The sequence below is a fragment of the Thalassospira sp. genome (genome assembly GCF_048059015.1).
In the GTDB taxonomy this organism is placed as follows: Bacteria; Pseudomonadota; Alphaproteobacteria; order Rhodospirillales; family Thalassospiraceae; genus Thalassospira.
In genome coordinates this window covers 1-18,920 of the sequence record NZ_JBLLNT010000023.1, presented here as the reverse complement: position 1 = coordinate 18,920, position 18,920 = coordinate 1, and the positions used below count along the sequence as shown (strand labels likewise).

The 18,920-nt window shown below is 54.6% G+C and carries 16 protein-coding genes; 9 read left to right on the top strand and 7 right to left on the bottom strand.

Annotated elements, in window-relative coordinates:
* Positions 1-558 precede the first annotated feature (558 nt).
* The 4 genes from nirB to ACMZ66_RS21820 are packed head-to-tail and all read left to right on the top strand — an operon-like array spanning position 559 to position 7,066.
* Positions 559-3,030, top strand: coding sequence for a nitrite reductase large subunit NirB (nirB, locus tag ACMZ66_RS21835; RefSeq protein WP_416940608.1), 2,472 nt, complete (start codon positions 559-561; stop codon positions 3,028-3,030).
* Between the two features lie 5 nt (positions 3,031-3,035).
* Complete coding sequence (nirD, locus tag ACMZ66_RS21830; RefSeq protein WP_416940606.1) at positions 3,036-3,386, top strand: nitrite reductase small subunit NirD; 351 nt, start codon at positions 3,036-3,038, stop codon at positions 3,384-3,386.
* Positions 3,376-6,084: a molybdopterin-dependent oxidoreductase gene (locus tag ACMZ66_RS21825; RefSeq protein ID WP_416940604.1), complete on the top strand. Its 2,709-nt coding sequence runs from the start codon at positions 3,376-3,378 to the stop codon at positions 6,082-6,084. The genes nirD and ACMZ66_RS21825 overlap by 11 nt, the downstream gene beginning before the upstream one ends.
* Positions 6,056-7,066: an NAD(P)-dependent oxidoreductase gene (locus ACMZ66_RS21820; RefSeq protein WP_416940602.1), complete on the top strand. Its 1,011-nt coding sequence runs from the start codon at positions 6,056-6,058 to the stop codon at positions 7,064-7,066. The genes ACMZ66_RS21825 and ACMZ66_RS21820 overlap by 29 nt, the downstream gene beginning before the upstream one ends.
* A gap of 113 nt (positions 7,067-7,179) precedes the next feature.
* Here the strand turns inward: ACMZ66_RS21820 and ACMZ66_RS21815 are convergent, their stop codons facing one another.
* The gene (locus tag ACMZ66_RS21815; RefSeq protein ID WP_416940600.1) at positions 7,180-8,679 is read right to left on the bottom strand and encodes a CoA-acylating methylmalonate-semialdehyde dehydrogenase; all 1,500 of its coding nucleotides are present in this window, start codon (positions 8,677-8,679) and stop codon (positions 7,180-7,182) included.
* Positions 8,680-8,819: 140 nt separating this feature from the next.
* Here ACMZ66_RS21815 and ACMZ66_RS21810 point away from each other — a divergent pair, with 140 nt between their 5' ends.
* Both ACMZ66_RS21810 and ACMZ66_RS21805 read left to right on the top strand, forming a co-directional pair.
* Positions 8,820-9,707, top strand: a complete 888-nt coding sequence (locus ACMZ66_RS21810; protein ID WP_416940599.1) for a LysR family transcriptional regulator — start codon at positions 8,820-8,822, stop codon at positions 9,705-9,707.
* Between the two features lie 44 nt (positions 9,708-9,751).
* Entirely contained in the window at positions 9,752-10,222 is a 471-nt protein-coding gene (locus tag ACMZ66_RS21805; RefSeq protein WP_416940597.1) for a hypothetical protein, read from the top strand.
* Positions 10,223-10,463: 241 nt separating this feature from the next.
* Here ACMZ66_RS21805 and ACMZ66_RS21800 read toward each other — a convergent pair whose 3' ends face one another.
* Positions 10,464-10,868, bottom strand: a complete 405-nt coding sequence (locus tag ACMZ66_RS21800; protein WP_416940595.1) for a hypothetical protein — start codon at positions 10,866-10,868, stop codon at positions 10,464-10,466.
* Between the two features lie 347 nt (positions 10,869-11,215).
* Positions 11,216-12,058, bottom strand: coding sequence for a fumarylacetoacetate hydrolase family protein (locus ACMZ66_RS21795; RefSeq protein WP_416940593.1), 843 nt, complete (start codon positions 12,056-12,058; stop codon positions 11,216-11,218).
* Between the two features lie 254 nt (positions 12,059-12,312).
* Here ACMZ66_RS21795 and ACMZ66_RS21790 point away from each other — a divergent pair, with 254 nt between their 5' ends.
* From ACMZ66_RS21790 to ACMZ66_RS21780, 3 genes are all read left to right on the top strand, one after another.
* A complete protein-coding gene (locus ACMZ66_RS21790; RefSeq protein WP_416940591.1) occupies positions 12,313-12,969 on the top strand; it encodes a dienelactone hydrolase family protein in 657 nt (218 codons plus the stop codon).
* Positions 12,970-13,023: 54 nt separating this feature from the next.
* The gene (locus tag ACMZ66_RS21785) at positions 13,024-13,977 is read left to right on the top strand and encodes a D-2-hydroxyacid dehydrogenase family protein (RefSeq protein ID WP_416940589.1); all 954 of its coding nucleotides are present in this window, start codon (positions 13,024-13,026) and stop codon (positions 13,975-13,977) included.
* A gap of 69 nt (positions 13,978-14,046) precedes the next feature.
* Positions 14,047-14,886: an intradiol ring-cleavage dioxygenase gene (locus ACMZ66_RS21780; RefSeq protein WP_416940587.1), complete on the top strand. Its 840-nt coding sequence runs from the start codon at positions 14,047-14,049 to the stop codon at positions 14,884-14,886.
* 6 nt (positions 14,887-14,892) lie between these two features.
* Here the strand turns inward: ACMZ66_RS21780 and atzF are convergent, their stop codons facing one another.
* From atzF to ACMZ66_RS21760, 4 genes are all read right to left on the bottom strand, one after another.
* On the bottom strand, positions 14,893-16,677 hold the full coding sequence (gene atzF / locus ACMZ66_RS21775; protein ID WP_416940585.1) for an allophanate hydrolase: 1,785 nt from the start codon (positions 16,675-16,677) through the stop codon (positions 14,893-14,895).
* Between the two features lie 51 nt (positions 16,678-16,728).
* Positions 16,729-17,361 carry an ABC transporter ATP-binding protein gene (locus ACMZ66_RS21770; protein ID WP_416940583.1) on the bottom strand — a complete coding sequence of 211 codons (633 nt, stop codon included), beginning with the start codon at positions 17,359-17,361 and terminating at the stop codon, positions 16,729-16,731.
* On the bottom strand, positions 17,342-18,358 hold the full coding sequence (locus ACMZ66_RS21765) for an ATP-binding cassette domain-containing protein (protein WP_416940581.1): 1,017 nt from the start codon (positions 18,356-18,358) through the stop codon (positions 17,342-17,344). Before ACMZ66_RS21765 ends, ACMZ66_RS21770 begins: the two co-directional genes overlap by 20 nt.
* A 2-nt stretch (positions 18,359-18,360) precedes the next feature.
* Positions 18,361-18,920: ABC transporter permease (locus ACMZ66_RS21760; protein ID WP_416940579.1), on the bottom strand; the 560-nt coding region annotated here is incomplete at its 5' end.

The following is an 18,920-nucleotide window of genomic DNA, read 5'->3' as shown; positions in this document are numbered from 1 at the left end:
CTGATCGTCCGCCGTTGGACGAAGAACTGTGAGCCACCCGTCATTGGGCCTGCTTTCGTCAAAGCCGCTCACACGCAAACCATCATTGCAAACACCGCGCCAGTTTTTCCGCGATGCGGGACAATTCCGGCAACACATTGAAAATTATGAAATTTACACGACCGCATGTGCACAGATAAAAAATCAAATAGCCGTTTTGGTTAAATTTTGCACAATTTTAAATCACACACTTTTTATACTGTTTATTTTTTAATCAAATCACTAAAATTCGCTATTTCCCCCAATGAAGGGGTCCGGAATTTTAGTTAATACTTCCAGTGACTTGAAAGATAATTCGCCATAATTTCATTTCTGGCACGACACTTGAATATAGAAAGACATGAGCGCGGGCAGTGTCGCCTGCGGCTCCGGCGAAAAAGCCGATTGTATATATAAAGAATCCAAAGACGGGTTCCCCGGATAACGACGTCCGTTGCGAAATGCCTTTTTAAAGAGCAGGCCGCATCGGGCGTTTTTTTTGTGCCAACTTCGCATCCCGCGACGAGGAGCCAGAGACAAATGAACCACGTCACTGCCGCATTACGAACCGCCAAAGCCCGCCTGGTTGTCATTGGCAACGGCATGGCCGGCATGCGCACCGTTGAAGAAATCCTGTCCCGCGCACCAGAGAAATACGACATCACCGTCTTCGGTGCTGAACCGCGCGTGAACTATAACCGCATCATGCTTTCACCGCTTCTCTCGGGCGAGAAGAACTTCGACGAGATCGTGATCAACACCCCGGAATGGTACACAGATAATAACATCCACCTTTATTCCGGCGATCCGGTGGTCGAGATCGACCGCGACCGCAAAGTGGTGATTTCCAAAAGCGGTACCGAAACCGAATATGACCAACTGCTTTTGGCAACCGGCTCTGATCCGATCATTATTCCGGTTCCCGGCCATCAGCTTTCGGGTGTTGTCACTTTCCGCGATGTTGATGATGTCGACACCATGTTGGGCGCTGCCGAAAAAGGCGGCCCGGCTGTTGTGATCGGCGGCGGTCTTTTGGGCCTTGAAGCAGCTGTTGGTTTGCAGTCACGCGGCATGGATGTCACGGTTTTGCATCTGGCTGGCCATGTGATGGAACGCCAGCTTGATCCGTCGGCAGGTTATTTGCTGGCGCAAGAACTTGAGCGCCGCGGCATTACGGTGATTACCGAAGCCGATACTGCAGAAATCGTTGGTACAGAAAACGTAACCGGTGTCCGCCTTAAAGACGGACGCATGATTCCGGCTGATCTGGTGGTCATGGCTGTTGGCATCCGCCCGAACGGGCGTCTTGCTGCAGACGCAGGCATCGCAGTCGAACGCGGCATCGTCGTTGACGATGTCATGACCACCAGTGACCCGGCGATCTTTGCGGTTGGTGAATGCGTACAGCATCGCGGCCAATGTTATGGCCTTGTCGCGCCGCTGTTTGAAATGGCCAAATCGCTTGCTGATCACATGGCTGAAATTCAAACCGACGGCTATAGCGGCTCTGTCACCTCGACCAAGCTTAAGGTCACTGGCGTTGATGTGTTTTCCGCAGGTGACTTCTCCGGCGGCGGCGAGACCGAGGAAATCGTCTTCCGCGATGCCGGTCGCGGCGTTTACAAACGCATTGTTCTTGAAGACGGCAAGATCAAGGGTGCGGTTCTGTATGGCGACACATCTGATGGCGGCTGGTATTTCCAGCTGATGAAGGATGGCGAAGACGTCACTGAATTGCGTGACACCCTTGCCTTTGGTCAGGCATTTGCGGGGGGGGCCGCCGGAAACCCTCTTGATGCCGTTGCAGCCCTGCCAGATGACGCAGAAATTTGTGGCTGTAACGGCATTTGCAAAGGATCCATCGTTGCCGCGATCAATGAAAAGGGCCTGACGACCCTTGATGAAGTTAAAGGCCACACCAAGGCATCTGCATCTTGCGGATCTTGTTCCGGCCTTGTTGAGAACCTTTTGGCAGCAACCCTTGGCGGGGATTATCAGGCAGCAGCGGTCAAGCCGATTTGCACCTGCACCGAACATGATCATGACAGCGCGCGCCGCCTGATCATTGCTAAGGAACTGAAGTCCATGCCTGCCGTGATGCAGGAACTGGAATGGAAATCATCGGATGGCTGCCACGTTTGCCGTCCTGCTTTGAACTATTACCTGCTGGCGGCTTGGCCGGGTGAATATGTTGATCATGGCGCATCGCGCTTCATCAACGAACGTGTTCACGCCAACATCCAAAAAGACGGTACTTATTCGGTGATTCCTCGCATGTGGGGCGGCTTGACCAACCCGCGTGAATTGCGCGCCATCGCCGATGTCGCCGACAAGTTCGAAATCCCTACGGTCAAGGTTACCGGCGGACAGCGCATTGACCTTTTGGGTGTTAAGAAAGAAGACCTGCCTGCTGTTTGGGCCGACTTGAACGCGGCCGGGATGGTCTCGGGTCATGCTTATGGCAAATCGCTTCGCACGGTCAAAAGCTGTGTCGGGCAGGAATGGTGTCGCTTTGGCACCCAGATGTCGATGGGCATGGCTGTCGAACTGGAAAAAATGACTTGGGGATCATGGATGCCCCACAAGTTCAAAATGGCCGTATCGGGCTGCCCGCGCAACTGTGCCGAAGCAACCATCAAGGATTTCGGGGTTGTGGCAACCGATGGCGGTTGGGACCTGCATGTGGGTGGCAACGGTGGCATTCATGTCCGCGCGACCGAGCTTCTGTGCAAGGTCACAACCGACGACGAGGTCAAGGAATATTGCGGTGCCTTCATCCAGCTATACCGTGAAGAAGCCCGCTATCTTGAACGCACGGCACCATGGATTGAACGCGTTGGCCTGAAACATGTTCAAGAACGGGTGGTTGATGACGAAGCCAACCGCAAGGCGCTGTTTGAACGCTTCATGATCAGCCAGCAGAACGCACAGATTGATCCGTGGGCGGAACGCGCATCCGAAGGCGTTGACGCACATGAATTCAAGCCCCTTTCCATGATCGCAGCGGAGTAAGACAGATGATCAACAACCTGACCTGGGTAGAAGTCGGACCAGCTGCGAACATCCCGCGACAGGGTGCGCGCACGCTTCAAACCCAAACCGATCGCATCGCGATTTTCAGAACGCTTGATGATCAGATCTTTGCCCTGCTTGATCGCTGCCCGCACAAACAGGGACCATTGGCGCAAGGCATCGTGCATGGCCATTTCGTGACCTGCCCACTGCATAACATGGTCTTTTCGCTTGAAACCGGCGAAGCACAGGGACCTGATGATGGCTGTGCTGCCAAGGTCGAATGTGAAGTCATCGACGGGATCGTGCGTGTTGGCCTGACCGAGCTGCAAGCTGGATTGCGCCATGCGGGATGAGGTCAAAACAACCTGCCCCTATTGCGGTGTTGGCTGTGGCCTGATCATTTCGCCAACCCGTGACGGATGGGCTGTGGGCGGTGATCCCGATCATCCTGCCAATCTTGGGCGGATTTGCTCCAAGGGGGCGGCCTTGATCGACACCATCATGGCCGAGACCAAGCAAGATTTCCGGCTGCTGGAGCCGGAAGTCGATGGCAAACAAGTCGCCTGGAAAGACGCGATTGCCGAAACTGCATCACGGCTTCGCGATACCATTGAAAAACATGGTCCGAAATCGGTGGCATTTTACGTCTCGGGACAGCTTCTGACCGAGGATTATTATGTCGCAAACAAACTGATCAAAGGCTTCATCGGATCGCCGCATATCGATACCAATTCACGGCTGTGCATGGCATCGACCGTGGTTGGGCATAAACGTGCCTTTGGCGCGGATGTGGTTCCGGGCTGCTATGAAGATCTTGAAATCGCCGATCTGGTCATTTTGACCGGATCAAATCTGGCGTGGTGTCACCCGGTGCTGAACCAGCGCCTGCGTGCGGCCAAGGAAAAACACGGTACAAAGATCGTCGTGATTGATCCAAGGCGGACGGCAAGTTGCGATATTGCCGATTTGCACCTGCCGATCAAACCGGGCAGCGACGTTGCCCTGTTTAACGGTTTGCTGGCCTGGCTTGACCAAACCCGCAATACCGATCTTCGTTACGTCGCCCGTCATGTGACCGGCTACGAAAACGCCGTGGCAGAGGCACGCGCCGACTGCCCGGACATCGAGACAACCGCAGAAAAATGCGGGCTCGACACCCATGAAAGCGCTGATGAACTCGGCTCGGGTCTGGGAAAACTGGAAACGTTGTTTAACTGGTTTGCTGCCTTTGATCGCACGGTCACCGTGTTTTCACAGGGGGTCAATCAGTCCTCAAGCGGATCGGACAAGGTTAATTCGATCCTTAATTGCCATTTGGCAACCGGTCGTGTCGGAAAACCGGGCTCAAGCCCGTTTTCCGTCACCGGCCAACCCAATGCCATGGGCGGACGCGAAGTTGGCGGACTTGCCAATCAGCTGGCAGCCCACATGAACCCGAACGATCCGATTGATGTCGATCGTGTGCGTCGGTTCTGGAAATCCAAGGTTTTGGAACCGGGCGAAGGATACAAGGCCGTTGATATGTTCCGCGCAATCGAAAGCGGGGAGATCAAGGCCGTCTGGGTGATGGCAACCAATCCTGCTGTTAGCCTTCCGGATGCCGATCGCGTGCGTCTTGCGCTGTCGCGTTGTCCGCTTGTGATCGCATCAGATGTGGTTCGTGACACCGACACGTTGCGCTTCGCCCATATCAAACTTCCCGCTGCAGGATGGGCAGAAAAATCGGGCACAGTAACAAATTCCGAACGCCGTATTTCGCGCCAGCGCCCGTTTCGCGAAGCCCAGGGCAACGCCAAACCCGACTGGTGGATCATGTCCGAAGTCGCCAAGGCGATGGGCTATACCAAGGCGTTCAAATACAAAGACCCAAGCGACATCTTTGCCGAACATGCCGCCCTGTCGGAATATGAAAATGACGGGCTTCGTGCGTTTGATATCGGCGTTTGGCAGAAGGCAAAGAAATCGGCCTATGACGCGATGGAACCATTTCAATGGCCCGCATCGCGCAAAAACCAACCGATTGGTGGTGCCGAGCGACTTTATGGGGATGGGATTTTCACCACCTCAAGCGGTCGCGCCAAGATGCTTGGCATCAAGCATACTGCCCCGCAAACCCGCACCAGCATTGATTACCCGCTGATTGCCAATTCAGGCCGCTATCGCGATCAATGGCACACCATGACACGAACCGGCACGGCTGCACGTTTAAGTGCGCACCGCCCGGAACCGCTTTTGGAAATACATCCCAAGGATGCCAGCCTTTTTGATTTGAAGGATGGCGGGATCGCGCGGGTTAAAAGTGCGCAAGGTGCTTCCTTGATGCGGGTTCTGGTGACAGATGCCCAAACGCCCGGTCAGGTTTTCGTTCCGATGCACTGGAACGATATCTTTTCGGCCGCAGGCGGGATCGGGAGGCTTTTGCCACCCAATGTCGACCCACATTCCGGCCAACCTGAAAGCAAACATGTCCCGGTTTCGGTAAGTCCATTTGTCGCAAAATGGCAGGGATTGCTGTTTTCCAGCACGCCGATTGATCTTTCACATCTACCCTATTGGGTGGCGGCAACCGGGCCGGGCAGCATGATTTATGAGATCGCCGGGTCTGAACCGATGATGTTCAAATCGCTTCTGCCGATTGCCGCCAATCAGGATGAAGAACAGGTCATTGAATATAGCGACAGCAAAAAGGGTATTCATCGGTACGCCCGCCTGAATGGTGATCGGATCACAGGGGCATTGTTTGTTGGCCCGGATCGCCCCGCCCTTGGCCGTGACTGGGTATCGAACCTGTTTGCTGCCAATCAGGTCGCGACGATTGAACGCAACGCCCTTTTGGCCGGGCGCATGCCCGATGCGGGCGCTGTGAATGATCGATTGATCTGTTCGTGCTTCTCGGTCGGATTGGCCGCGATCAGCAAAGCGATTTCCGACCAGAATGCCGTAACCGCAGCCGATATTGGCCGCCTGCTTCAAGCCGGGACGGGATGTGGTTCCTGCCTGCCGGAGATAAAGGAGATTCTCGATGACGCATTACCGCGCGCCGCAGAATGAACGTGCCGATTTCGACCGGGCCGCAACGCTGCCTGACATGTCGGAGAACTTCGCTTATTTCCCGGCCTTCATTCATGTCACCGGGAAAAAGGTATTGGTCTTGGGCGGCGGTGAAGTTGCCCTTGGCAAGTTACGGCTTCTGATCCGAAGCCAAGCCGCAATCACGGTGGTTGCCGCAGAAATCTGCGACGACATTGCCGCGATGGTGGACGAAGGGCGGATCGTTTGGGAAAGCGCGCCCTTCGTTGACACCATGGTCAATGGGGCGGCAATGGTGTTTGACGCCGCCGATGATGCCTATTTGACCACACGCGTTCAGGCCGCGACCAAACGGCGCAACATCCTTTTGAATGTGGTCGACAAGACCCCGCATTGTGATTTCATCGTGCCCGCGATCCTTGATCGTGCGCCGGTCATGATCACGATTTCAACCGGCGCCTGCGCCCCGGCACTGGCCCGCATCATTCGCCAGCGCCTCGAAACCGTCCTGCCGGCAACCATGTCACAACTGGCCCGTATTGCGCGCGACGCGCGGCAAAAGGTTGCCGATCATTTGCACGACAATGTATCGCGCCAACGGTTCTGGACGCATTTTTTCCAGCGCGGCCTGCAAACCCGCAACAGCCGCAATCTGGGTGCCGAGGATATTGATCTTGCACTGCGCCAATTTGTCCCTGATGGCAGTGCGGCGACGGTACCGGGTGGCCAAACCCTTCAGGCAGAAGTCATGGTGGATTGCGCCTATGACCTGCCGCACGGGATCGCACGTGCGATTGAAACGGCCGATATCGTTTTCCACGAAGATCATATTGCTGATGAAATCCTGACCCTGGCGCGACGTGATGCCACGGTCATTCCGATCGGCTGCATCACGCTTGATGAAAACCCCGAACGCAAGCGCGAAGCGATTAATCAGCAGACCAAAATCTTTGCCCGGCAGGGTTTCAACATCGTCACCCTGACCCAGCCGATCACACACTAACCGCCTATTCCGTCTTCTATCCCCGTGGATACGGCTCCCTGTCGTCCACAAACTAAAAGCCGCGTAAGTTTCCTTACGCGGCTTTCTTTCTGCGTCCGGGAGGAAGCAGTTGGTTATTTCATCGTCGGCATGACGAATTCAGCACCCTTGCGAATGCCGGTCGGCCAGCGCGAGGTGATGGTTTTCAGTTTCGTGTAGAAACGAACACCTTCCGGGCCATGCATGTGATGATCGCCAAACAGCGATGCTTTCCAGCCACCAAACGAATGGAATGCCATCGGAACCGGGATCGGAACGTTGATACCGACCATGCCGGTCTGGGTGCGGGCAGCAAATTCACGTGCGGTATCACCATCGCGGGTGAAGATCGCAGTACCGTTGCCATATTCGTGGCTGTTCACAAGATCGGCTGCGGTTTCGTAATCATCGGCACGAACGACCGAAAGAACCGGGCCAAAGATTTCTTCTTTGTAGATGGTCATATCCGGGGTGACATCATCAAACAGGGTACCACCGACGAAGTAGCCTTCTTCGTAGCCCTGAAGGTTAATACCGCGGCCATCAACGACCAGCTTGGCACCTTCTTCAACGCCCTTGTTGATATAGCCAACAACCTTGTCACGGTGTGCCGCCGTTACCAGCGGGCCCATTTCAGCCGCCGGATCGGTACCCGGTGCAACGCGCAGTTCATTGATGCGCGGAACCAGCTTGTCGATCAGGGTATCTGCGGTTTCCTTGCCAACCGGCACAGCAACCGAGATCGCCATGCAACGCTCGCCAGCCGAACCATAAGCCGCGCCCATCAGGGCATCAACCGCCTGATCCATATCGGCATCGGGCATAATGATCATGTGGTTTTTCGCACCGCCAAGCGCCTGGCAACGTTTGCCTTGGGCTGTTGCAGTTTCGTAGATGTATTTCGCAATCGGGGTCGAACCGACAAAGCTGATTGCTGTTACATCCGCATCAAACAGAAGCGCATCAACCGCTTCTTTGTCACCCTGAACAACGTTGAATACGCCATCAGGCAAACCTGCCTCGGTCAGCCATTCAGCAAGCAGAAGCGATGCAGACGGATCACGCTCGGACGGCTTGAGGATAAAGCAGTTGCCACATGCAAGAGCCACCGGGAACATCCACATCGGCACCATGGCCGGGAAGTTAAACGGCGTGATGCCCGCCACAATGCCAAGCGGCTGACGGATCGAGTGGCTATCGACCTTGGTGCCAACGTTTTCGGTGAACTCACCTTTGAGAAGCTGCGGCGCGCCGGTGGCGAATTCGACAACTTCAATGCCACGGGTTACTTCGCCCAATGCATCAGACAGAACCTTGCCATGTTCGGCCGTGATCGCAGCAGCAAGTTCTTCGGAGCGTTCTTCAAGAATGCCAAGGAACTTGTTGAGGATGCGCGAACGACGAAGCGGCGTGGTATTGGCCCATTCATCACGAACAGCAACAGCTAACTCAACAGCGGCGCGTACTTCTGCCTTCGACGCCAGATCAACCGTCGCACTCTGCGCGCCAGTGGCCGGGTTAAAAACAGGCGCTGAACGACCGGACGTACCGGCAACGCGCTTTCCATTGATGTAATGGGTGATCTGGCTGGACATTGGTGTTCTCCCGATAAACCTGATTTTACGATTGTGCGTGATCGCACTTCATAACCTGCACCCATTATGACTATGCACACCGATGCACATCAATTATCATTCCTGCAAATTCGATGTGCAAAAATTAAAGTCATGAAATCATGGATTGGGATCGCTTTCGCATCTTCCTGGCCGTCGCGAGACAGGGACAAATCCTTGCTGCGGCGCGTCAACTTGGCCTGAACCACGCAACGGTTGGACGCCAACTCACTGCGCTGGAAGAAGAATTGGGCACCAAGCTGATTGAACGGCGGACAACCGGATCGGAGCTGACCGCTGCGGGGCAGGAATTAATGACGGCGGCGGAGGCCGCTGAATCCGCCTTCCTGCGTGCCGGAACTGCCGTTTCCAACCAAACCGAAACCATCAGCGGCACGGTGCGTGTTGGCGTGCCCGACGGGCTTGGCAACTATTTCCTGGCAAGTGAGCTGGCCGCTTTTGCCGCCGATCACCCCGATCTTGTGATCCAGCTTGTGCCCCTGCCACGCACATTTTCGCTCTCCCAGCGCGAAGCCGACATTGCGATTACTCTGGATCGTCCGAAACAGGGACGTCTGGTGATCAAGAAACTCACCGACTATACGCTCAGCGTCTATGCGACCGAGCGTTATATCGACCGGTTTGGTGCAGTGACATCGGAAGCTGATCTGTCAGATCGCTTGTTCGTCACCCATATCGAAGACCTGATTTACAGCCGTGCACTGGATTACGCCGCCCGCCTAGGCAAGCTGATGCGCCGTCGTTTTGAATGCGGCAGCGTGGTTGCCCAGATGGAGGCAGTCCGCAATGGATATGGGATCGGCATCCTGCACGACTACGCCACGGGCGGCATTCCCGACCTTGTTCGCCTGCTCCCAGAAATCCGCTTCACGCGCAATTACTGGATGCTCCAGCATCCCGACACCAAGGATACCAGAAGTGTGGCTGCAGTCGCGGAATACATCACCCGCGTTGTTCGGATGGCGAGGGATCGGTTTATAGTGACATGACCCGCAAACCCTATTCGCCAGACAATCAATGCCAAGGAAAGATCATGAGCAGTCAGGATAACTTTATTCCTTCATTGCCGGCCGGACTAAACATCCAAGAACACGCTCCTCACAAACCTTACACTTGGTCACGCAACGAAACTTGCTTCAGCAAATCAGGGAACAATTTTGTATCCGCATTCAACATCCGGGAAGCAACGATGATGAATGAGGAGGCAAAAATATTGTGGGGAAAAATAGTGAACGGAGAGGCAATCGTTATTGGCAAGTTAGTCAATGTGAATGTGTATTGCTGGGAACGCCCATTTGCTCATTGGCTAGACGAACTGTGCTTTACGGTCAAGGCTGCCCACAAAGTCGGATCATATCCAATCATTGCAGTGCACTTTGAAAAAGGCATCCAAACTATCTCTGGATTAGACCACATTAACTCTAGAGCCAAACATGCAACGCAGGACATGCTCAACAATTCATGGCTGAAATATAACCCTGCGCTAGAACTGAAAGCCCCCTAACAGTCCCAATACCTCAATGGAACTATCCAACCACTTTTGGGCCAACCAAGATCAAACCATGCCGACATTAGTTAGGACGCACGACTTTCGATCCTTGATGTCATTGGCAACATATGCGGTTACCAACCTTAAGAAAGAAACAATCGGCGCGCACGTGCGCACAGTGCCATGATTGCCCGTCCAAGATTGAGCGGGCATCATCGACATCAGCGTTCAGCAACGAACCGTAATTGACCAATTGTCACTTACGGCGCCAATCGAACTCGATCCGGGTTTGTGGTGACATCGTGCGAAGCTTATCTTCGAAATAGGCCTGCATGTCCGAAATGCTTGCTTCGTCAGTCGCCGACATAGCAACAGTCAGGAACAAAGAGGTCGCGCTAACTTCACACGCACCGTTTTCAAAGGCCAGCAGACCGGTGTCGGGTGCGGTCAACTTGCCCTTTACATCGCCACGGGCCTGAAGGATCAGACCTTTGAGGTAGCAAGGTGCATTACGTAGATAGACATCAGCAAAGGCAAAGCTGTCGCCGCCTTTTTGCCCAGAGGCCGTTTTGGACATAGGAGTAGTGTCGTCAGAGGGAAGATCCGTCGATTTGACCGCATCAGGCCAACCATCATTCATTTTGATCGCCAGATTAGACATGTGCATCACCAATCAATTTAGGGCGCGATATGCGCACGGTATCCCCATACCCCTAAGACATGCATATCACATCACTTACGCACGCAGCAATAGTGACCGATGGTCATTAAAGCGACAACACGCAGGTGCGTCAATGCACTTTGTCAGTGGAAAAATGTCCTAAATTAGGCACAGCGCAAGTCCAAGACCGACATTTTTTGATAAATTTGCAAACGGCACCGCACAAATGCTCAGTTTCGATGGAAAAAAGCGGGGAATTCCCCGCTTTCTCAAAGTATTGTGGTAGTGATCACATTGATGTGAGGATGGGGCAAATTGCTGCCCCGCATCATACCCGCCGGCTGATATCAGCCCTGCACAAGCTTTTGATGCTGGGTGCCAAGGCCTTCGATTCCCAGCTCCATCACATCACCAGGCTTCAGGAACACTTGCGGTTTCTGGCCCATGCCAACACCGGGCGGGGTGCCGGTTGAGATGATGTCACCTGGCTGCAAACTCATGAAGCGCGACAGATAGCTCACGACAAATGCCACACCATAAACCATGGTTTTGGTGCTGCCATCCTGATAGCGCTTGCCATTCACATCAAGCCACATGGACAGGTTTTGTGGATCTGCGACCTCGTCACGGGTGACAAGCCAGGGGCCGGTCGGGCCAAAGGTATCGGCACTTTTGCCCTTCACCCACTGCCCGGAATGTTCAAGCTGAAACGCGCGTTCGGAAACATCATTGGTCAGGCAGTAACCCGCGACATAATCAAGCGCATCGGCTTCATCGACATATTTGGCGTGCTTGCCAATGACAACGCCAAGCTCCACCTCCCAGTCGGTTTTGGTCGATCCGCGCGGAATTTCGATATCGTCATTTGGGCCGCAAACGGCCGAGGTCGCCTTGAAAAACACGATCGGTTCGGGCGGCAAATCCATGCCCGCCTCTGCCGCGTGATCGGAATAATTAAGTCCGATGCAGATATATTTCCCCGGTCGCCCGACACAGGAACCAATGCGCGGGTTCCCCGAAACGGCTGGCAGGGACGCGGGATCAATAGCAGCAATGCGGGCAAAGGTTGCATCCGAAATCGTGCCCGGATCAAGATCATCAATCACAGCAGACAAATCCCGAATGGTCCCGTCGGCATCAAGCAGACCCGGTTTTTCCTGCCCCAATGGGCCATAACGCAAAAGCTTCATCAACCGCCTCCCGGTTTGAATTATCCATCCCGATTTCGGTTAATTGCAGCGCAAGTGCCGATACAGGAAGGTTTTTATTCCTCATACTATAGTGATGTCACAGCATGCGGGTCGCAGGCAAGGTATTTGAAACTGCACCACCAATACGAACATTGGTCATATTGCCTGCCCGCCACAAACCGATATGATGCTGGCAATCAAATCCGCGCCCATCCGCAATAAGACCATCCTAGGACAAAAGGACATCCCGGCACATGATGAAAACAATTACCGCCAAAGACGGTCATTCATTGAATTGCTGGTTTGAACAGGCAAAGGGTGATCGGATTGGCGGGATCGTGATTTTGCAGGAAATCTTTGGCGTGACTGATCAGCTCAAAGGCATTGCCGCGAAATATGCCGATCTTGGCTATGAGGTCGCAATTCCTGCCCTGTTTGATCGCAAGGCGCCGGGTACGGTCATCCCGTTTGACGAGGCACCGCGTGCACGCGACATGATGCTTTCATGCGATCTGGAACAAACCGTTTCTGACATTGATGCTGCGGTCACATCCCTTGCGCAAAATGGCGGAAAGGTTGCCGTGATCGGATTTTGCTGGGGTGGTGGATTGGCTCTTCGCGCGACCCAAAGCCTTGATGTCGCGGCGGGTGTTTCGTTTTATGGCACACGCCTGACACAGTATCTGGACCGGCCACTTGGCAAGCCGTTTCTTGGTCATTTCGGGCTTGGCGATGATCATGTGCCCGTTGAGATGGTCGAAGAAGCACAAGCTGCCTTCCCGGAAATGGAAGTGCATATGTATGATGCAGGCCACGCCTTTGCCAACGAGCTTCGCCCATCCTATGTCCCGGCGGCTGCCGAAATTGCCCATGCGCGCACGGCCGAATTTCTGGCCACACATCTGCGTTGATCACACCTAAACACAGCGGCTCAATCACCATTCCTTAGAACGGAACAACCCAACATGCGCATTGCCATTCTTGATGATTACCAAAACCTGGCCCTGAAATCGGCAGACTGGTCAGAAGTCGCAAGCCATGGCGAAATCACGGTGTTTGACGACACAATCACGAACCCGGATACGTTGCGCACACGCCTTGAACCGTTTGATGTTTTATGTGTGATGCGCGAAAGAACGCCGATTGCAGGGGACCTGTTGCGCGCCCTTCCCAACCTGAAACTGATCGTTACCACCGGCAAACGCAATGACGCGATTGATATCGCCACCGCCAAGGATCTCGGGATTGTGGTTTGCGGCACTAAATCCCCCTCCACCGCGACACCGGAGCTGACATTCACATTGATGCTGGCACTGGCCCGCAATGTGGTTGCGGAAAATGCATCCATACGTACGGGCGGCTGGCAGATCGGATTGGGTCAGGATCTTGCAGGATCAACCTTGGGCATTATCGGCTTGGGCCGATTGGGCGCAAAGGTCGCAAAGATCGCCCAAGCGTTTGACATGAAGGTCTGCGCATGGAGCGCCAATCTCAGCGAGGATCGCTGTGCTGAGCTGGGTGTTGAATACAAGCCAAGCCTTCATGCGTTGCTGGGCGCTTCTGATTTCGTCACCATCCACCAACGCCTTTCGGACCGCACCCAAGGTCTGATCGGCGAGGCGGAGTTCAAGCAGATGAAACCATCGGCATTCCTGATCAACACATCACGTGGCCCGATTGTGGATGACGTTGCCCTGATCGAGGCGGTGAATGCTGGCGAGATCGCAGGGGCAGGCATTGATGTCTATGACCGGGAACCATTGCCGACATCGCATCCGTTGCGTCGCTGTGATGGTTTGCTGCTGACGCCGCATCTGGGCTATGTCACGCGCAAAACATGGGATGTGTTTTATGGCCAAACGGTTGAAGCTGTTCTGGCCTGGATCAATGGCAAGCCAATCCGGGTGATCGAACCGTAATCCCGAACCGCTAATAACGACATTATACTGCATTCGCGCTATCATCCCCGCAAAACATGGAGGGATGAGATGACCGGTTTCTTTAGCGAAGAAAACTCCGTCAACGCCGTCAATGCCCGGATGGGCGTGGATATTGATCCGCGGCTTCGGACCGTGATGGCATCCCTCATCAAACATCTTCATGCCTTCATCAAGGATGTTGAACTGACCGAAGAAGAATGGGGAAAGGCCATCGCGTTCCTGACCCGAACCGGTCAGATGTGCGGTGATGAACGGCAGGAATATATCCTTTTAAGCGACGTTCTGGGTGCATCGATGCTGGTTGATGCGATCAATAACCGCCGCCCGGAAGGTGCGACCGAAAGCACGGTATTTGGCCCGTTTCATGTGGCAAATGCCCCGGTGCGCCAGATGGGCGATTGCATATCGCTTGATGGCAAAGGGGAGGCTTGCCTGTTTGAAGGCCGCATCCTTGATCTGGATGGTCAGCCGATTTCAGGCGCAAAGCTTGATGTCTGGGCAGACAATGCCGAAGGCTTCTATGATGTTCAGCAACCAGACACCCAACCGCAATGGAACAATCGCGGCATCTTCATCACAGGTGATGACGGGCGATATCACTTTGTCGGCGCAAAACCGGTCAGCTACCCGATCCCCGATGACGGGCCGGTTGGCAAGATGCTGGCCGCCCTTGGTCGCCATCCTTATCGCCCGGCGCATATCCATTTCATGATCACCGCACCGGGCTATCAAAAACTGGTGACGCATACCTTTGTCGGCGGCGATGAATATCTGACATCCGATACGGTATTTGGCGTAAAGGAAAGTCTGGTCGCACCGTTCGAGAAGACGGAAAACAGCGCGACCATGTGGAAATCAAAGTTTGATTTTGTACTGGCACCCAAATGAGCCGGATTATCCCGCCATCTTGGTGATATAGGATCGCCAACTGCCAAGATTTGTGATTTCGGTCGCCCCGGCCAGACCGGCACTTTCACACAAGAAGCCCTTCTCAAGGCTGCCATCTTCAAGCTCGACCGAGCCAAGGCAGAGCGGCGATGGAATGCCCGCAAGGAAACCGCCGACCACGGATTTCGGCAAGGCCCAAACTTCAACCTCAATCGCGGCGCCGCCTTCATCGGCCGCAACCATGCCCGGGCGCTTGGGCGGGCCGCCAGCCAGCGCATAAAAGCGATATTTGGCAGAAGTTTTGGTTTTGCGCAGCAAGCGTGCACCGCGCCCGGTCAATTCTGGATTAAGCGGCAATCCAGACATATGCGCGCCACAAACCACCATGCCAATTTCATCCTCGCCAACAATATCCTCGGCCAAGGCAACCGTGTCACGATGCCACCCGGTTGCCCCGACGGCCCCTGATTCAAGTGATGCTGCAAGGGATGCGACCAAGGCATCCTGGCCCATACGGGCAAGGATGGTCAGGCTACCCGGGCGACCGTCGCTTCGCGCGCCGGTTGGGACAGCAATACCGCACATATCAAGAAGATTGACGAAGTTGGTGTAGGTCCCCAATCGGGAATTCGGACCAATCGGGTCCTTGGTGATATCATCAACCGATACGAAATGCGGGATGGTCGGCACGCAGATCGCATCAATTCCCGCCAAGGCAAACTCGCATTCCCGCGCAAGGTCCTTGAGGCGGTAGATACCGTTAAACGCATCCGCCGCACTGAGCTTAAGCCCCGGCTCCAAGATGGCGCGTGTGGTTGGGTGAATGGTCTCAGCTGCATCAAGCAAACGATCACCGACTGCGGCCACACGTTCGGCAACCCATGCACCTTCGTAAAGCATCTTGGCGACATTATAGAACGGGGTGAAATCGATCTCGATGATTTCACAGCCGAGATGTGCAAGCTTTTCAACATCTGCATGGAAATGCGCGCGCTGTACATCATCGCCAAATGTTTCAAGCGTCTTGTCATTGGGAACGGCAACCCGGGTCCGGATGATTTTGCGCAACGCTGATGATGGCGGGAATTTTCGCGAATAGGCATCGCGGGGATCGAACTGGGCCGCGACAGAAAACACATCCCAGGCATCCGAAACATTCAATGCAAAGACCGAAATGGTATCAAGGGTGCGACAAGCCGGGACCACCCCACTTGCGGAAAAGGCGCCCAAGGTCGGCTTCAAACCGACAATGCTGTTAAGCGCTGCTGGCACGCGCCCCGATCCTGCTGTGTCGGTTCCGAGCGAGAAGGTCGCTATCCCATGCGCCACAGCAACAGCCGAACCAGATGACGAACCGCCCGGCACGATATCGGGGTCAATGGCATTTTTGGGAATTGGATAGGGGCTTCTGACACCGACAAGACCCGTTGCAAACTGATCAAGATTGGCTTTGCCCAGACAAATGGCCCCCGCCGCGCAAAGCTTTTCCACGACAAAGGCATCACGTGTCGCGTCATATTTGAAATCGGGGCAGGCGGCCGTTGTCGGCATGCCAAGCACATCGATATTGTCCTTGGCGACAAAGGGGATGCCCCATAGCGGCCGACCATCATATTCACCAAGTGCTGCCGCAGCCTTAAGGGCCGCTTCGCGGGCAGCATGAATGAAAATGCCCGGATCATTGGTCGCATCAAGGCGACGAAACGCTTCTTCGATGACCTGCACCGGCGACAAACCCGATGCGTATGCCTGCCGCAAGGCGGCAAGTGTAAAGGGAAGATCAGCAATCATTTTTGGCATTCCGTCTGTGGCGTTGTTGAAATTTCTTATGGCGGAGTTTGATCAGGCGATTTCACGCACCGGCGCCTGGGGAGCAGCCGAAAGAAGTTCGTTGGTATAAGGATGACTTGGATTTTCCATCACGGTCGCGACCAGACCGGATTCAACGATGCTGCCATTTTGCATAACGATCACGTGGTCGCACAAAAGACGCACCACATTCAGATCGTGACTGACAAACAAATAACTGATGCCCAGCCGAACCCGCAGATCTGCCAAAAGGTTCAGAACCAGCGCCTGGATCGACACATCAAGGGCGGCTGTGGGTTCATCAAGGATCAGGAAATCAGGTTCGGTTGCCAATGCACGGGCAATTCCGACGCGGGCCTTTTGCCCACCCGAAAGCTGATGCGGGAACCGATCCAAAAGATGACTTGGGAACCCCGTCATTTCAGCGAGTTCTTCGGTACGTTTGGCAACCGCGTCTCCGCGCATTCCCATCAATCGCAACAATGGATCGGCAATTGCCTGACGGGCTGTAAAGCGCGGGTTTAGGCTATCCGTTGCGTCCTGAAATACCATCTGGATCTTCGAACGCAACGGATGCCTGGCAAAGTCCGCCGCCGGGAGGGTGGCGATATCTTCGCCGCGATAAAAGATGCTGCCCGATGAGGAATCAAGCAGGCGCACAAGCATCGAAGATGTTGTCGATTTCCCGCATCCCCAATTCCCCGACCAGACCAACACTTTCACCTTCATGGATGGTAAAGCTGATCTTCTTGACCGCATGCACCGGACCACTTTTGCCCTGATAGGTCTTCGAGAGATTAACCACATCAATCAGTGGTTTCTCGCCAACGACATGAGGTTCAAGTTCGGGGCGCTCACCTTCTGGCAGGAGCGATCTGATTGATCCGGTTCGGCGCGGTGTGGCGTTGACCAGTTTGCGGGTATAGGCGTGTTTGGGATCGGTGAATAGGGTCACCGGATCACCGGCCTCGACGATCAAACCATCCTTCATGACGACAATCCGGTCGCAATATTGCGATGCCAGACCAAGATCATGGGTGATCAAAATCGATGACATGCCACGTGCCCGGACCAGATCATCTACCAGATCCATCACCGCCTTTTGGGTTGTGATATCAAGGCCTGTGGTCGGTTCATCGGCAATGATCAATTTAGGATCACATGCCAAAGCAAGCGCAATGACAACGCGCTGACACATGCCACCGGAAAGTTCGAACGGATAGGCTTCATAACGTGCTGCCGCGTCGCGGATTTTAACTGCTTCGAGGGCTTCGATCGCCTTTGCCTTGGCATTGTGGCGGGTCGCACGACTGTGACGGCGAAGGACATCTTCGATCTGATGACCGACCTTGCGGATCGGGTTCAAGGCAGCACGCGGGTTTTGGAAAATCATGCTGATTTCACGCCCGCGAATATCGCGCATGTCGCGCTCGGACGCGTTGCGCAGATCAACACCGCTATAAACCGCATCACCGGCCTTGATCCGCCCACCGGCATCAAGAATGCGCATCAGGGCATAGGACGTGACAGACTTGCCCGATCCGCTTTCGCCAACGATGCCAAGGCGCTCACCTTTGGCCAGATCGAAATCGATCCCTTTGACTGCGTTGACCTCGCCATTACGGGTGCGGAAGGCAACACTTAGTCCCTTGATGGACAACATGATCAGGTCCTCCGGCGGGGATCGACGATATCGCGCAGACCATCGCCCATCAGGTTAAAGGTCAAAACCGCAATCATCAGGGAAAGACCGGGGAACAAAGCCAACCACCATTCGCCAGAAACGATGAAGTTCGCACCTTCGGCCACCATGATCCCCCATTCCGGGGTCGGTGGACGAACGCCCAGACCAATGAAGCTAAGCCCCGCGGCATTCAGGATCGCCCAACCAAGGTTCAGCGACACCTGCACCATCATTGGCGGCAATGCATTGGGGAAAATGTGAAAAGCCAGAATGCGTGCATCACTGTTACCCGATAGCTTGGCGGCAAGGGTAAAGCCGGCATTGCGGCGAATATTCACCTCGGCCCGGACAAGGCGGGCATAGAACGGGATGTTAATGATCGCGGTTGCGTAGATGATGTTGGCAACCGAATTGCCAAGGGCTGCGACAACCCCCATCGCCAAAACAAACAGCGGAAAGGCCATGATGGTATCAAGCACGCGGTTTAGCGTGATATCGGTCCAGCCACCGCGATAACCGGCAATCGCCCCCAGAAATGATC